Here is a 14,121-nt window from a genome sequence, read left to right on the forward strand (position 1 = left end):
AGGGGCGCTGAGCCGCTGAATATCTCGGTGGCTTGCAATGCAGGAGAGCACCATGACTGAGATCAACCACAGCATCCCCAACGAAGTCGAAGGCAAAGTCGCGCTGGTCACCGGCGCTGCCAGTGGCATCGGCAAGGCTATCGCACTGTTGCTGCATGCGCGCGGCGCCAAGGTCATCGCTGAAGACCGCAATCCCACCGTCGAAGAACTCGCCCGCCCCGGGTTAGTGCCACTGGTGGCCGATATCACCGAAGACGGCGTCGCCGAGCGCGCAGTCGGTTTGGCCGTCGAGACGTTCGGTCGGCTGGACATTCTGGTCAACAACGCCGGGATCATCATCAACAAGTTGGTCATTGACATGACCCGCGAAGACTGGGAGCGCATCCAGGCGGTCAATGCAACCGCGGCCTTCCTGCATTGCCGCGAAGCGGTCAAGGCGATGATGCCCAATAAATCGGGAGCGATAGTCAACATTGCCTCTTACGCAGCCTATTTCGCATTCCCAACCATTGCCGCTTACACCGCATCAAAAGGCGCACTGGCCCAGTTGACCCGCACGCTGGCGCTCGAGGTAATCGAGCATGGCATTCGAGTCAATGCCATCGGCGTCGGCGACGTGGTGACCAACATCCTCAACGACGTGGTTGACGACGGTCCCGGCTTCCTGGCCCGGCATGGCGAAGCCGCTCCCATTGGCCGTGCCGCGCAGCCTGAGGAAATCGCCGAAGTGGTGGCATTTCTCGCCTCGGACCGCGCGAGCTTCATCGTCGGTTCCGTGGTCATGGCCGACGGTGGCATGACTGTCACCGCTGGTTGATCGGGCGACCTGGCAGTCTGAGCACTGAAGCAATGAGCAGCCTGCGCAGGTCATGGTGACCAAGCATGCCGGTAAATCCGTTGAATCGGTGGTCAGGTCAAATGCAGATGGCTGGTCAAGTGGAGTGCAATGGCGCAATCAACCATTCACTCCCTCGCCCCGTCCCCTCCAGGCTATCCATCACATGCACGCTATACCCCGGCACATCCTTGGCGTGATGCTTGGCCTGCGAAGCCATCTCCGCCAACTGGCTCGCATCGAGTTGCCCACAGGCCTGTGGGTGTAGATGCACCACCCCGATCGACAGTGACAACAAGGGGAATTCCTGGCGCGTGCCCTGGCGGTTGGGGGCGGTGAAGCAGCCGGCTTCCAGGTGTTCGCTGCGGTAGAAGCGTCGGCACTGCACCTGGAAGTCCTCCAGCAGTTGGTTCAAGCGCTTGCGCCAGTCGTCCGGGCCCAGCACCAGCAGGAAGTCATCGCCACCGATGTGGCCGACGAAGTCGCGGGCGGGGTCAATGCGCTCATTCAGGCATTGTGCCAGGCACAGCAGGACTTCATCGCCACGGCCGTAGCCGTAGATGTCGTTGAAGGGTTTGAAGCTGTCGATGTCCACGTAGCAGATCAGCGATTCGCGTTGCTGTTGCAGCAGCCGTGTCAGGCATTGCTGGATGGGTACGTTGCCCGGCAGCAGGGTCAGGGGGTTGGCGTAGCGCGCTTGCTGGATTTTCAGTTCGGTGATCAGCTTGAGCACGTCGATCACCCGGCCCAGGCCCAGGTAGTTGCCATCGAGGGTGATGATGAAATCTTCCTCGATGCGTTGCCGGGCGCGGCTGGTGATCAACCGGCTGACTTGCTGCAGTGACTGGCCCAGCTCGACGGCGAGGAAGTCGTCGCTCATCAGGCGGCTGATCGGTTTGCGGGCGAACAGGTCGGTGGCAAACGGCTTGAGCAGGGCATCCGAGAGCGAATGGCGATGGACGATACCGCAAGGCTGGCCTTGCTCATCCAGCACCGCCAGCGAGTTCAGGTTGGCCTGGCGACGGAAGGCTTCGAGCACGGTGGCGGTCGGGGTGTGGCGGGCCACCGCGGGCTGGTCGTTGAGCAGGGCACTCAAGTCGCTGCCGTCTTCGCCCAGCGCCACGGCGCTGCTGTCGCGCCTGGGCATCAAGGTGCGGGCATCGCGCGGTGGATGTTCCTGTGGCCGACAGAGAAGGTAGCCCTGGACCAGATCGACGCCCATTTCAGTCAGTACCGCCAGTTCTTCCGCCAATTCGATGCCTTCGGCGATCACCTGTGCCCGCGAGGCGTTGGCAATTTGCAGGATCGAGCCAACGAACTCGCGCTTGAGGGCATCCAGGTGAATGCCGTCGATGAAATGTCGGTCGATCTTCACGTAGTCGGGACGCAGTTCGGACCACAGGCGCAAGCTGGAGTAACCCGCGCCCAGGTCGTCCAGTGCAATGGAAAACCCCATGGCCCGGTAATGATGCAGGGCGGTGTGCAGCAGCTGGAAGTCGTCGGTGGGGGTCTGCTCGGTGAGTTCGATGACCACCTGGTTCGGTTCAATGCCGAAATCCTGCAGCAACTGCAAGGTGCGACCGGGCTGGTGGGCCGCTTCGAGCAAGGATTCCGGGGAGACGTTGAGGAACAGTTTGCCGGGCAGTTGCTGTTCGTTGAAACGCCGGCACGCGCTCTGTCGGCAGGCGATTTCCAGTTCGCTGAGGCGACCCGCCTGGCGGGCGACGGCGAACAGGGCGACAGGGGAGTGCAACGGACTGTTGGAGGGGCCGCGGCTCAGGGCTTCGTAGCCCAGGATGCGTCGCTCGGAAAGGCTGATGATGGGTTGGAACAGGCTGTGCAAACCGCTTTGAGCCAGGATTGAACTCAAGGCACTCAGCTGTTCGGTTGTGGTCATGGCGATCTCTGGCGAAAAAAAAGGACCGGGCGTCCTCTTGGTTGAAAGAGCCGCTACCGGTCCGTTATTTCACGACAGAATGATGACTGTTTAATGACGCTCCGGGGAGCGTCAGCATTAAATTGCCATCAGCTTAGTGCTTGGCTACCGCCGTATTGAGCTTCAAGTAATCCAGCAGGATGCGCCCGGTCTCGCTCAGGTAGGCGTCGTCTTCCGGCTTGGTCTTGTCGTCCTCGGCCGCGATAGCGTCTTCGTCTTCTTTCTTCAGCTCCTTGAGCGGCTCTTCGCCCTTGGCCTTGCGGCGGATATTCTCCATGGCAAGCTGCTTGGCTTCGATATCGGCGTGCTGGGCGCGACGCTCGGCCTCATTGAGGCTGACGGTTTTTTCCGTCATCAGTTTTTGCGCCAGGGCCAGTTTGTCACGGATGAACACGAACTCCGCGTCCTTGGCCGTGCGTACGTCATGCTCGGACTTGAGTTGGGTGATGTACGGTTTGAACGGGTCGACCGCAGGCTTGATCGCCGCACGGATGGTGTCCCACGGCATGGCTTCGGGCAGGGCGCTTTCGCCGATTTCCTTGGTGTCGATGATCGACGGGTAATCGATGTCCGGCAGTACGCCCTGATGCTGGGTGCTCTGTCCGGAAACCCGGTAGAACTTGGCCAGGGTCAACTTGAGCTCGCCATGGTTCAGCGGCTGGATGGTCTGCACGGTGCCTTTGCCGAAGGTCTGGCCGCCGATGATCAGTGCGCGGTGGTAGTCCTGCATGGCGCCGGCGAAAATTTCCGAAGCCGAGGCGGACAGGCGGTTGACCAGCAACGCCATCGGGCCTTTGTAGAAGGCGCCCGGGTTTTCATCTTCCAGGACATCGACACGGCCGTCGGCGTTACGCACGAGTACGGTCGGGCCTTTGTCGATGAACAGGCTGGTCAGCTCGGTGGCTTCCTGCAAGGAGCCACCGCCGTTGTTGCGCAGGTCGATGACCACGCCGTCGACCTTGTCCTTTTGCAACTCGGTCAGCAGCTTCTTGACGTCGCGGGTGGTGCTCTTGTAATCCGGATCGCCGGCACGGAACGCCTTGAAGTCCAGGTAGAAAGCCGGAATCTCGATGACGCCGAGCTTGTAGTCCTTGCCATCCTGCTTGAGGTTGAGTACCGACTTCTTCACCGCCTGGTCTTCGAGCTTCACCGCTTCGCGAGTGATCGGCACGATCTTGCTGGTCTGGTCGTTCGGTGCATTGCTGGCCGGAATCACTTCCAGGCGCACGATGGTGCCTTTGGGGCCGCGGATCAGCTTGACCACTTCGTCCAGGCGCCAGCCGACCACGTCGACCATCTCTTTGTTGCCCTGGGCAACGCCGATGATCTTGTCGGCCGGTGCGACCTGCTTGGTCTTGTCCGCCGGGCCTGCAGGCACCAGGCGCACGACCTTGACTTGATCGTTATCGCTCTGCAATACGGCGCCAATGCCCTCCAGGGACAGGCTCATGTTGATGTCGAAGTTTTCCGCGTTATCCGGCGACAGATAGTTGGTGTGCGGGTCATAGGACATGGCGAAGGTGTTGATGTACGCCTGGAAGATGTCTTCCGCGCGGGTCTGGTCAAGGCGCGCCAGCTGGTTCTTGTAGCGCTTGGTCAGGGTTTCCTGGATTTGCTTGGAATCCTTGCCGGCGATCTTCTGCCGCAGCACTTCGTCCTTGACGCGTTTGCGCCACAGGTCGTCAAGTTCCGCGGTGGATTTGAGCCAAGGGGCATCCTTGCGGTCGACCAGCAAGGTTTCCTTGGTGGTGAAGTCGATCTTGTCGACGCCCTTGTTCAGCTCGGCAAGGGCAAAGTCCAGGCGCGCCTTGACGCGGTCCAGGTAGCGCTTGTAGATGGTGAACCCGGCGTTGAGGTCGCCGCTCTTGAGGAAGTCGTCGAACTGGGTCTTCCACTTGTCGAATTCGGCGATGTCGCTGGCCATGAAGTAGCTGCGCGACGGGTCGAGCAATTTCAGGTAGCTGTCGTAGATGATCACCGAGCGGGCGTCATCGAGCGGCGGCTTGCTGTAGTGGTGGCGCTTGAGCAACTCTACGACATTCAGACTGGCGATGACTTCGTCACGGTCGGGCTGAAGCTTGTCCCAGCTGTTGGCTGCGAAAGTAGTGCCGGACATCGGCAGCAAGCCGATACCGATGAAAAGGGCGAGGGCAGTGCTGGGGAACAAACGCTTCATGTTGATTCGACGCGGGGACAATTGATAACGCATATTAGGCCGTCTTTGAAGTCGCCGGTTCCACAAGGGCCGGTCGCATAATGCAAAAAGCCCGGTGCTACAGCTTCGGGCTCAGTCCAGACTCACTATGGAGGCACTGTGAAAGCATTGCAAGGCGTTGACGGTCAAGTGGTGTGGGTTGAAGAGCCCAGTCCTGGGTGTGATGTAGGGCAAGTTCGTATTCGAGTGGCGGCAGCGGGTCTCAATCGTGCCGACTTGTTGCAGAAGGCCGGTCTTTATCCGCCACCGCCGGGTGCCAGCCAAGTGCTTGGTCTAGAGTGTTCGGGGGTGATCAGCGAGGTCGGGCCGGGTTCGGCCTGGCAGGTGGGCGATCGGGTTTGCGCCTTGCTGGCCGGGGGCGGGATGGCCCAGGAGGTGGTGGTCGACGGGCGGCACGTGTTGCCGGTTCCCGACGAAATGTCGTTGGCCGAAGCGGCTGCGTTGCCGGAAGTCTACGCAACCGTCTGGCTGAATTTGTTTCAACTCGCGGCACTCAAGCCGGGTGAAAAAGTTTTGTTGCACGCCGGAGCGAGTGGAATCGGTTCAGCTGCCATTCAGCTATGCAAGGCATTCGGCAATCCGTGCTGGGTCAGTGTCGGCTCCGCTGAGCGGCTGGCCTATTGCGAAGCGCTCGGCGCCCAGGGCGGAGTAGTGCGTACTGACGAGCTGGACAGCCTGCGCGACTTGGGGCCATTCGACGTCGTCCTCGATCCGGTGGGCGGCAACTACGCAGCGCTGAACCTGAAACTGATGGCGATCGACGGTCGTTGGGTGTTGATCGGCCTGATGGGAGGCCGCGAGGCCACGCTCGACCTGGCGCAGGTGCTGGCCAAGCGTGTGCAGTTGCTGGGCTCGACCCTGCGCAGCCGCGATGATCAGTTCAAGGCGGATCTGTTCAGCGATCTGCGCCAGCACGTCTGGCCGCTGTTTGCGGATAAACGCTTGAGCCCGCAACTGGCCAAGGCTTTCCCGATCAAGGACGCCGAAGCGGCGTTTGCCGAGTTGGCGAGTAACAAGGTGGCGGGGAAGTTGGTGTTGGTGATTGACGAAAGCCTGACCTGACCTCTGTAGATCGTTCCCATGCTCTGCCTGGGAACGCCTCAAGGGACGCTCCGCGTTCGGCTCTGGGACGCAGAGCGTCCCGGGCTGCATTCCCACGCGGAGCGTGGGAATGATCAGGGCGAGGTACTACTTCCAGAGATGGATTGGCCAGTTGGATTTTTCGGCCTGCTCAAGCAACACCGGGTCCGGATTGACCACGTGCGGGTAATCGACCTTTAGCAACAACGGCAAATCATTGCGTGAGTCCGAGTAGAAACTCGCGCCTTCCAGGTTTTCCTCTTCGGCATCCAGCCACTCCAGCAACCGGGTGATCTTGCCTTCGCGGTAGGTCAGGGTGCCGACGGTCTTGCCGGTATAGACCCCGTGTGCCACTTCCAGCTCGATACCCAGGATTTCATCGATGCCCAGGCGTTCGGCGATCGGCTTGACCAAATGGACGCCCGAGGCCGAGATCACCAGGATCCGGTCGCCGGCCTTGCGGTGGGCGGCGATGGTTTTGGTGGCGTCGCTGAAGATGATCGGTTCGATGAAATCTTCCACCCAAGGGCCGACCAAGTGTTCGACTTCTGCGGGAGTTCGGCCGACCAAGGGTTCCAGGCTGAAGGCCATGTAGTCCTCCATGGCCAGGTGCCCCCTGCCGTAGGCGTCCATCAATTCCTTGTCACGACGCAGGAAGGATTCTCCGTCGACCCAGCCGAGGCGGACCATTTGTTCGCTCCACAACGAGGCGCAGTCGCCGTGGATCAGGGTTTCGTCCAGATCAAAAATTGCCAGGGCCATCAGTGCAGTTCTCTCTTCAACTTCAGCAAGGGCATCAGGCTACCTCACGCAGGGCCGTCGGATCGATGGAAAGCGCCAGGCGCTGACCATCGGGATGCAGGTCGGACGCCGAGCGGTTGAGCACATCCACCACCAGTTCCACGCCGCGGGCTTCGATCCGGTAGCGAATCACGTTGCCCAGCAGGCTGTGGCTGCGTACCTGGGCGTCGAGATCGCCGTCGAGGCTCAGTTCGATGGCCTCCGGGCGAATGGCGATGCGGTGCTTGATCGGCCGTTGCAACAGCTTCGACGCGCTGTCGGCGTCCAGCAAATTGTAGTTGCCGATGAAACCGGCGGCGAAAACGTCCACCGGTGCGGTGTAAAGGGTTTCAGCGTCACCGCTTTGTACGATCTTTCCCTGGTTCATCAGGAAAATGCGGTCGGACATCGTCAGCGCTTCTTCCTGATCGTGAGTGACGAAGATAGTGGTCAGGCCCAGTTCGCGCTGGATCTGACGGATTTGTTCGCGCAGGTGCTTACGAATCCGCGCATCCAGGGCTGACAGCGGTTCGTCCAGCAGCAACAGCCGGGGCCGGGTCACCAGCGAACGGGCGAGGGCGACGCGCTGGCATTGACCGCCGGACAACTGATGCGGATAACGGGCGGCAAACTCTTGCAGCTCCACCAGTTTCAATACTTCTGCGACACGCTTCTGGCTGTCGTCAGAATTGACTTTCTGCATGCGCAAACCGAAGGCGACATTCTGCTCAACGGTCATGTTGGGGAACAATGCATAACTCTGGAACACCATGCCGATCCCGCGTTTTTGCGGGCTTAATGGCACGATATCGACGCCATCGAGCAAGATCTTGCCGCCATCGACCGATGTCAGCCCGGCGATGCAGCGCAGCAACGTGGACTTTCCGCAACCAGACGGGCCCAGCAGGGTAACGAACTCACCCTTCTGGATTTCGCAGTTGATATCGCTGAATACCGTGGTGCCCGAATAGTTTTTCTGCAGATGTTGGACGCTGACATAGCTCATTCGCTTTTGTCCCTGTTCAAGATATTGGCAATCCAGGTCAAGACCAGCACAAAGAGGAAGTAGGAAATCACCAGTGCACTGGTGAAGTGACCGCTACTGTTGCGCATGTTGTTGAGATAAACCTGCAGGGTTTCGTAGCGAGTGCCGACGAGGATGTTGGCGAACACGAACTCACCGAACAGGAACGAGAACGACAGCAGCAGCGCCACCATCAAGCCTTTTCGCAAGTTCGGCAGCACGACCAGGAATGCAGCCTGGAAGGTGCTCGCGCCGAGCAGCTGGGCGGCGTCCATCAGGTCGCGCAGGTTGATTGCTTGCAGGTTGTTGGTGATGGCGCGGTACATGAACGGCAGCGCTACGGTGAAATAACAGCCGATCAGGATCCATGGCGTGCCGACCATCGCAAACGGCCCGGAACCATAGAGCTGCAAAAGCCCCACCGATGACACCACGGGCGGTACTGCAAAGGGCAGCAGGATCAGGATGTTCATCAGCGCATCGAGTTTGGGGAAGTGGTAATGCACCACGAACAGCAGCGGCAGGATCAGCACGACCGCCAGGATCAGCGCACCGACACAAACCAGCAGTGACTGGCCGAAAGCGCTCAGGAAGCGCGGATCGCTCCACAGCTGCGCATACCATTTGATACTGAAACCGCTGGGTAGAATGGTGGCCGACCAACTGCTGGAAATCGAATAGACAAAGGTGCCGATCAGCGGCAGCAGCATGATTGCAAACAGCAGGTAGACCACCACCCGATGGTAGATGCCGGCAGGCCCCAATTCAGCGCGAGACATGGTAGCTCCTCTTCAACAGCAGTTGATGGACGATGGTCACCAGGGTCATCAATGCCACCAGCACCACGGCCAAAGCACTGGCCAGGTTCGGGTCCAGGGAAATATCGCCCGAGACCATCGCGGCGATCCGGATCGTCAGCACGTTGAAGTTGCCGGTAGTCAGGGCGTACACCGTGGCGTAGGCGCCGAGGGCGTTGGCCAGCAGGATCACGAAGGTGCCGAGCAGGGCCGGGGTCAGCACCGGCAAACCGATGTGGCGCCAGAACTGCCAGCCGTTGGCACCGAGCAGTGCGGCGGATTCGCGCCAGTCTTCGCGCAGTGCATCGAAGGCCGGGTACAGCAGCAGTACGCCCAGGGGAATCTGGAAGTAGGTGTAGAGAATGATCAGCCCGGTTTTCGAGTACAGGTTGAAGTCCTGAATGAGCCCGGCCTGCTTGAGCATGATGGTGAAGCTGCCGTTGAATCCCAGCAAAATGATGAAGGCGAACGCTAACGGTACCCCGGAGAAGTTACTGGTCATGTTGGCAAAGGCATTGACGAAATTACGCAGCCTGGAGTCGACACGGCGCAAGGAATAGGCGCCAAGTACGGCAATGATGATGCCGAACACGCTGGACCAGAAACTGATTTCGAGGCTGTACCGGATCGCCTGCAGGTAGAATTTCGAATTGAAGATTTTAGTGAAATTGGCCAGGCCCCAGCCGAACTCTTCCGATTGCAGGCTGTTGATCATCACCCAGAACAGCGGCGCGAGTTGGAACACGAAGAAAAACAGCGCGAAAGGTATCAGGCAAAGGGCTGCCATCCATTTGCCGCGGGTCATGGCGTTCACTTGAGTAGCTCCCGGCAGATCGGCTTGTCGTGGGGGACACCCAGTAATTCGCACACGGTGCCGCACAGTTCTGTTTGTTTGGGTGTGGCGCCGGCATTGAAACTGAAGGCGTCGCCGAGGACGAACAGCGGCACTTCACGCTCCTCGGGCAGCAAGCCGTTATGGGAGCGGTCACTGTTCATGCCATGGTCAGCAGTCACCAGCACCTGATACCCGGCGTCGAGCCAGGCTTGCAGGTAGTCGGCGATGATGATGTCCGCCGAGCGGGCGCTGTTGCGGTACTGCGAGGTGTCGAGGCCATGCTTGTGCCCGGCGTCGTCGATGTTCATCGGGTGCACCAGCAGGAAATTCGGTGCGTGGCGCAGGCGCAGGTTTTCGGCATCGGCGAACAGGTGTGAGTCGGGGTAGTGGTCGTTCCAGTAGAAGTGCCCGTGCTGGATTGGCAGGTTTGGGTCGTCGGTATGGCGATCCCGGGCCGCCACGAACGGCGATCGGTTATACAACTCACTGACCCAGTGATAGGCCGCGGCGGCGGTTTTCAGGCCGGCAGCGGTGGCGTAGTGATAAATGCTGCGCTGGTTGGACAGGCGCGAGACGTTGTTGTGAACGATGCCGCTGTCGATCGGTGTGACACCGGTGAGGATGCATTCGTAGAGCGGTCGGGACAAGGCCGGCAGCTCGCATTCCAGCTTGTAGAGTGCGGCGCGTCCTGCGCCGACGTAGGCCTGCAGGTGCCCCATGGCGTGACGGGCGACCTCGTAGTTGAGGCCGTCGAGCACGACAAGGATGACGTTGTGTTTCATGGGGGCAAAACTCCGTGGATGTTCTCCAAACCCGTAGGAGCCGGCTTGCTGGCGCTTGGATCAACGCGATGCTCAAAGAGACCGCGTTGACTGGATCGCCAGCAAGCCGGCTCCTACGGATGAAGCATTACTTCATTTCAACAATGACTTCTTCGTTCCACTTCTGCGGCAAGGACTTGGAGGTCTTCTCCCACGCATCCGCATCCTTGATCGGCGTGACTTTCTTGTACTGCTCGTTCGGCAGCAGCTTGGCCTGGACCTCGGCTGGCAGGGTCAGGTGCTCGGCCCGGATCGGACGGGCGTTACCCTTGGCCAGGTTGATCTGGCCAGCGTCGCTGAAGATGTACTCGCGGGTCAGCTTGGCGGCGTTCGGGTTCTTGGCGTATTTGTTGATGATGGTGGTGTAGCCGGAAATCACCGAGCCATCGGACGGGATCAGCACCACGTAGTCATCCGGATTGGCCATCTTGGCCTTGTAACTCAGGCCGTTGAAGTCCCAGACCACACCCACTTCGATCTCGCCTTTTTCCATGGCGCCGATGACCGGGTTGGACATCGACAGGCGACCCTGTTTAGCGAGGTCGGCAAATAGCGCCAGTGCCGGCTGCAGGTTTTTCTCGTCGCCACCGTTGGCATAGGCAGCAGCCAGAACGCCGTTGGCAGCCTGGGCGGCGGTGCTCACGTCACCGATCGATACCTTGTATTTGCCGGTTTTGAGGTCAGCCCACTTGGTCGGTACCTCGGAGCCGTGCAGCAACTTCTTGTTGACGATAAAGGCGATGGTGCCGGTGTAGGCCAGTGCCCAGTGACCGTCCTTGTCTTTAGCCCAGGTCGGTACCTGGTCCCAGGTGGACGGCTTGTAGGGCTGGGTAACGTTCTGTTTCACCGCAATCGGGCCGAAGGCTGCGCCCACATCGCCTATATCGGCACTGGCGTTGTCTTTCTCGGCGGCAAACTTGGCGATTTCCTGGGCCGAGCTCATGTCGGTGTCGATGTGCTTGAGGCCGTAGTTCTTCGCCAGGTCTTCCCAGGTGCCTCTCCAGTTGGCCCAGTCATCGGGCATGCCGACACTGTTGACGGCGCCTTCCGCTTTCGCAGCGGCTTCCAGGGTTTTCAAATCATCAGCCGCCATGGCGGCGGTGCACATGGCAATGGTCGAGCCTAACAGTGATGCCAGGAAAAGCTGTTTCATTCCGAAGCTCCTATGGGCGTTTTCAACGCTGCGATTGCGATTGTGTTGGTCTAGGTCAGCAATACCTGAGCCAATCTAGGGTGACTCGATGACATTTTGATGTCGTTCGTCGCTCCAATGAACGTTTACTTGCCCGGTATTGGCGGGTGCCAAGTAAGCGTAGACCATGGGTGAAGGCCCGGTGTGCAAGGACTTGGCCGATGTCTTGCACGTGCGTAGGATGACCGTCCGGCGGCTATGTCATCTCTCGGTCATCTGCATTGCCTACGCTTGCAGGATCGTTAAACAGCCGGTTTTTTCGCCGGTTCTGCCCTGTAAGTGTGCTGGTCTAGTCCAGATAGGTAACGTTGATGCGCGATGAGGCAACAAAAGCGGTGACAGCCATTGGCCAGGTGCTTCAGGAGCAGATCGATCACGGGCTGCTGGCGCCGGGGAGCAAGTTGCCAGCCGAACGCAAGCTCAGTGAGTTGTTTGGGACCACGCGCATAACCGTGCGCGAGGCCTTGCTGCAGCTCGAAGCCCAGGGTCAGATCTATCGCGAGGAGCGTCGTGGCTGGTTCGTGTCGCCCCCACGCCTGGCCTATAACCTGATGCAGCGCAGCCACTTTCACGCCATGGTCAGCGCCCAGGGGCGGGTGCCGTCCACCGAAGTCATTTCGGCGCGCTTGCAGCCGGCATCGGCGGCGGTCTGTGCCTGGTTACAGTTGCCAGCATTGTCGAGCGTGATTCAGGTCTGTCGTTCGCGGCGCATCGATGGGCGACTGGTGCTGTACGTGGAGCACTATCTCAATCCGCAGTATTTTCCGGGCATTCTGGAGTTCGACCTGAATCAGTCGATCACCGAACTGTATGCGCGGCACTACGACCTGCACTACGGTCGGGTGCGCTTCGAGATTGTGCCGACGGCGTTGTCGGCAGACGCGGCGGCCGCTTTGCGGGTGTCGGTGGGCAGTCCTGGGCTGCGCATCGCCCGGGTCAATTACGATCAGCATGGGCGGCTGATCGATTGTGACCTGGAGTTTTGGCGCCACGATGCGATCCATGTGGGGGTCGATGTGGCTTGAACCTGGCCGCCGCAGGTTCTGGCCCTTATCCGAAGCGGTAGATGTCCATGCCCAGCGCGCCCAGGGTGAATCCCTGGTGGGCAATACTGAATGGGCCCCCGGCGCTGCGGGCAAAGTACAACGGCAACAGATGTTCATCGCTGGGATGGTTACGCACCGCGTTCGGTGCTTGCCGGCGATAGTCTTGCAAGGCGGCTTCATCGTTGGCCGCCAACTTGTCGATCATCCAGTCGCGAAATACCTGGGCCCAGGGTTGCACGCTCTCGGGGCCGGCATGCCAGTCCAGCTCTCGCAGGTTGTGGGTAATGCTGCCGGAACCAATCAACAGCACGCCCCGTTCACGCAAGCCGCTCAGGGCTTTGCCAACGCGGGCCTGTAGCGCGGGACCGCCTCGGGTAGGCAGTGAAACCTGCACAATCGGGATATCGGCCTGCGGATACATCAACGACAGCGGCACCCAGACACCATGGTCGAACGGTCGAGTGCTGTCGATGCGGGCGGGAAGGGCGTTGGCCTGCAACAGACTGACCACCTGTGCGGCCAGCTCGGGGTTGCCGGGGGCCGGGTATTGCACTTCGAACAGGGCTCGCGGAAAACCGCCGAAGTCATGCCAGGTGTCCGGCTGCGGGTTGCCGCCGACCAGCAGTTCATCGCTTTCCCAATGCGCAGAGACAATCACGATAGCGTCTGGCCTGGGCATCTCTGTCGCCAGGCGAGCAAGGGCCGGCCCACTGGCCCCAGGTTCCAGGGCCAGCATTGGCGAACCATGGGATATGTAGAGGCTGGGGAACATGGATGAGCTCCTGAGAGTTAAGATAGAGCCATCTTCTGTCAGATCATTGATCTAAATCTAATATAAGTTTTAGGGTGTTTTGATCGAATTTTGGGGTTATTTATGCAGCCGGAGTTTTGGCACAAAAAATGGAAATCGAATCAGATCGGTTTTCACTTGCCGCAAGTGAACCCATATCTCCAGCGATTCTGGCCGGCGCTGGGCCTGGAAGAGGGCGCTCGCGTACTGGTACCGTTATGCGGCAAGAGCCTGGACCTGCTGTGGCTGGCGCAGCGAGGCCATGAGGTGCTGGGGATCGAACTGTCGGAAAAGGCTGTCGAGGATTTCTTCAGCGAGCACCATTTCGATCCAGCAGTCGATGAACAAGGGCCTTTCAAGGTATACCGCGCAGGTTCCATCGAGCTGTGGTGTGGCGATTTCTTCGATCTGACGCCAGGCGATGTCGCCGACTGCTCGGCCGTCTATGATCGAGCCGCATTGATTGCGTTGCCCGCGCCAATGCGTCAGCGCTATGCGGCTCATTTGACGCGGATCCTGCCCAAGGGCTCCAACGGGTTGTTGATTACCCTGGACTACGACCAGGCGCAGATGGAGGGGCCGCCTTTTGCCGTGCTCGATGAAGAAGTGCAGCGGTTGTTCGGTGCTTCGTGGACGCTTAAGACCCTCGAAGACCAGGATGTGCTGAGCGAGAGCGGCAAGTTTCTGGAGGCAGGCGTTACGCGGCTCGAGGAGCGGGTGTATCGGGTTTCCAGTCGATAGGTTGTAGCCGCCAGTGCCGGCCCCTTCGC

At 59.9% G+C, this 14,121-nt stretch carries 13 protein-coding genes; 4 read left to right on the top strand and 9 right to left on the bottom strand.

The window, feature by feature from the left end; all coding sequences use genetic code 11:
* The first annotated feature begins 52 nt into the window (after positions 1–52).
* The gene (locus tag CGA21_RS06125; protein ID WP_188263778.1) at positions 53–817 is read left to right on the top strand and encodes an SDR family NAD(P)-dependent oxidoreductase; all 765 of its coding nucleotides are present in this window, start codon (positions 53–55) and stop codon (positions 815–817) included.
* A 115-nt stretch (positions 818–932) separates the two neighbouring features.
* Here CGA21_RS06125 and CGA21_RS06130 read toward each other — a convergent pair whose 3' ends face one another.
* Positions 933–2,732, bottom strand: coding sequence for a bifunctional diguanylate cyclase/phosphodiesterase (locus CGA21_RS06130; protein ID WP_110749701.1), 1,800 nt, complete (start codon positions 2,730–2,732; stop codon positions 933–935).
* Between the two features lie 133 nt (positions 2,733–2,865).
* Positions 2,866–4,947: a carboxy terminal-processing peptidase gene (locus tag CGA21_RS06135; protein WP_177411597.1), complete on the bottom strand. Its 2,082-nt coding sequence runs from the start codon at positions 4,945–4,947 to the stop codon at positions 2,866–2,868.
* 138 nt (positions 4,948–5,085) lie between these two features.
* On the opposite strand from CGA21_RS06135, the gene CGA21_RS06140 reads away from it, so the two are divergent.
* A complete protein-coding gene (locus CGA21_RS06140; protein WP_110749697.1) occupies positions 5,086–6,048 on the top strand; it encodes an NAD(P)H-quinone oxidoreductase in 963 nt (320 codons plus the stop codon).
* 126 nt (positions 6,049–6,174) lie between these two features.
* Here CGA21_RS06140 and CGA21_RS06145 read toward each other — a convergent pair whose 3' ends face one another.
* The 6 genes from CGA21_RS06145 to CGA21_RS06170 form a co-directional block, all read right to left on the bottom strand.
* Positions 6,175–6,828, bottom strand: coding sequence for an HAD family hydrolase (locus CGA21_RS06145; RefSeq protein WP_110749693.1), 654 nt, complete (start codon positions 6,826–6,828; stop codon positions 6,175–6,177).
* 34 nt (positions 6,829–6,862) lie between these two features.
* Complete coding sequence (locus CGA21_RS06150; protein WP_110749691.1) at positions 6,863–7,852, bottom strand: ABC transporter ATP-binding protein; 990 nt, start codon at positions 7,850–7,852, stop codon at positions 6,863–6,865.
* Positions 7,849–8,649 (bottom strand): ABC transporter permease, encoded by an 801-nt coding sequence (locus CGA21_RS06155; RefSeq protein WP_110749689.1) that lies wholly within the window; start codon positions 8,647–8,649, stop codon positions 7,849–7,851. The genes CGA21_RS06150 and CGA21_RS06155 overlap by 4 nt, the downstream gene beginning before the upstream one ends.
* Positions 8,636–9,472, bottom strand: a complete 837-nt coding sequence (locus tag CGA21_RS06160) for an ABC transporter permease (RefSeq protein WP_177411605.1) — start codon at positions 9,470–9,472, stop codon at positions 8,636–8,638. Before CGA21_RS06160 ends, CGA21_RS06155 begins: the two co-directional genes overlap by 14 nt.
* A gap of 5 nt (positions 9,473–9,477) precedes the next feature.
* Positions 9,478–10,284 (bottom strand): alkaline phosphatase family protein, encoded by an 807-nt coding sequence (locus CGA21_RS06165; RefSeq protein WP_110749686.1) that lies wholly within the window; start codon positions 10,282–10,284, stop codon positions 9,478–9,480.
* 127 nt (positions 10,285–10,411) lie between these two features.
* A complete protein-coding gene (locus CGA21_RS06170) occupies positions 10,412–11,476 on the bottom strand; it encodes an ABC transporter substrate-binding protein (RefSeq protein WP_110749684.1) in 1,065 nt (354 codons plus the stop codon).
* Positions 11,477–11,826: 350 nt separating this feature from the next.
* Between CGA21_RS06170 and phnR the strand changes: the two genes are divergently transcribed.
* On the top strand, positions 11,827–12,540 hold the full coding sequence (gene phnR / locus CGA21_RS06175) for a phosphonate utilization transcriptional regulator PhnR (protein WP_110749682.1): 714 nt from the start codon (positions 11,827–11,829) through the stop codon (positions 12,538–12,540).
* Positions 12,541–12,565: 25 nt separating this feature from the next.
* On the opposite strand, the gene CGA21_RS06180 is transcribed toward phnR, so the two are convergent.
* Entirely contained in the window at positions 12,566–13,333 is a 768-nt protein-coding gene (locus CGA21_RS06180; protein ID WP_110749680.1) for a DODA-type extradiol aromatic ring-opening family dioxygenase, read from the bottom strand.
* Between the two features lie 102 nt (positions 13,334–13,435).
* Between CGA21_RS06180 and CGA21_RS06185 the strand changes: the two genes are divergently transcribed.
* The gene (locus CGA21_RS06185) at positions 13,436–14,092 is read left to right on the top strand and encodes a thiopurine S-methyltransferase (RefSeq protein WP_110749678.1); all 657 of its coding nucleotides are present in this window, start codon (positions 13,436–13,438) and stop codon (positions 14,090–14,092) included.
* Positions 14,093–14,121 lie beyond the last annotated feature (29 nt).

The organism is Pseudomonas sp. PSB11, assembly GCF_014596605.1.
Lineage (GTDB): Bacteria > Pseudomonadota > Gammaproteobacteria > Pseudomonadales > Pseudomonadaceae > Aquipseudomonas > Aquipseudomonas umsongensis.

What these genes read in the sequence shown, in the direction of transcription:
- CGA21_RS06125 (WP_188263778.1), top strand. Translation starts at nt 53, where the DNA reads ATGACTGAGATCAACCACAGCATCCCCAACGAAGTCGAAGGCAAAGTC.
- CGA21_RS06130 (WP_110749701.1), bottom strand. Translation starts at nt 2,732, where the DNA reads ATGACCACAACCGAACAGCTGAGTGCCTTGAGTTCAATCCTGGCTCAA.
- CGA21_RS06135 (WP_177411597.1), bottom strand. Translation starts at nt 4,947, where the DNA reads ATGAAGCGTTTGTTCCCCAGCACTGCCCTCGCCCTTTTCATCGGTATC.
- CGA21_RS06145 (WP_110749693.1), bottom strand. Translation starts at nt 6,828, where the DNA reads ATGGCCCTGGCAATTTTTGATCTGGACGAAACCCTGATCCACGGCGAC.
- CGA21_RS06150 (WP_110749691.1), bottom strand. Translation starts at nt 7,852, where the DNA reads ATGAGCTATGTCAGCGTCCAACATCTGCAGAAAAACTATTCGGGCACC.
- CGA21_RS06155 (WP_110749689.1), bottom strand. Translation starts at nt 8,649, where the DNA reads ATGTCTCGCGCTGAATTGGGGCCTGCCGGCATCTACCATCGGGTGGTG.
- CGA21_RS06160 (WP_177411605.1), bottom strand. Translation starts at nt 9,472, where the DNA reads ATGACCCGCGGCAAATGGATGGCAGCCCTTTGCCTGATACCTTTCGCG.
- CGA21_RS06165 (WP_110749686.1), bottom strand. Translation starts at nt 10,284, where the DNA reads ATGAAACACAACGTCATCCTTGTCGTGCTCGACGGCCTCAACTACGAG.
- CGA21_RS06170 (WP_110749684.1), bottom strand. Translation starts at nt 11,476, where the DNA reads ATGAAACAGCTTTTCCTGGCATCACTGTTAGGCTCGACCATTGCCATG.
- phnR (WP_110749682.1), top strand. Translation starts at nt 11,827, where the DNA reads ATGCGCGATGAGGCAACAAAAGCGGTGACAGCCATTGGCCAGGTGCTT.
- CGA21_RS06180 (WP_110749680.1), bottom strand. Translation starts at nt 13,333, where the DNA reads ATGTTCCCCAGCCTCTACATATCCCATGGTTCGCCAATGCTGGCCCTG.
- CGA21_RS06185 (WP_110749678.1), top strand. Translation starts at nt 13,436, where the DNA reads ATGCAGCCGGAGTTTTGGCACAAAAAATGGAAATCGAATCAGATCGGT.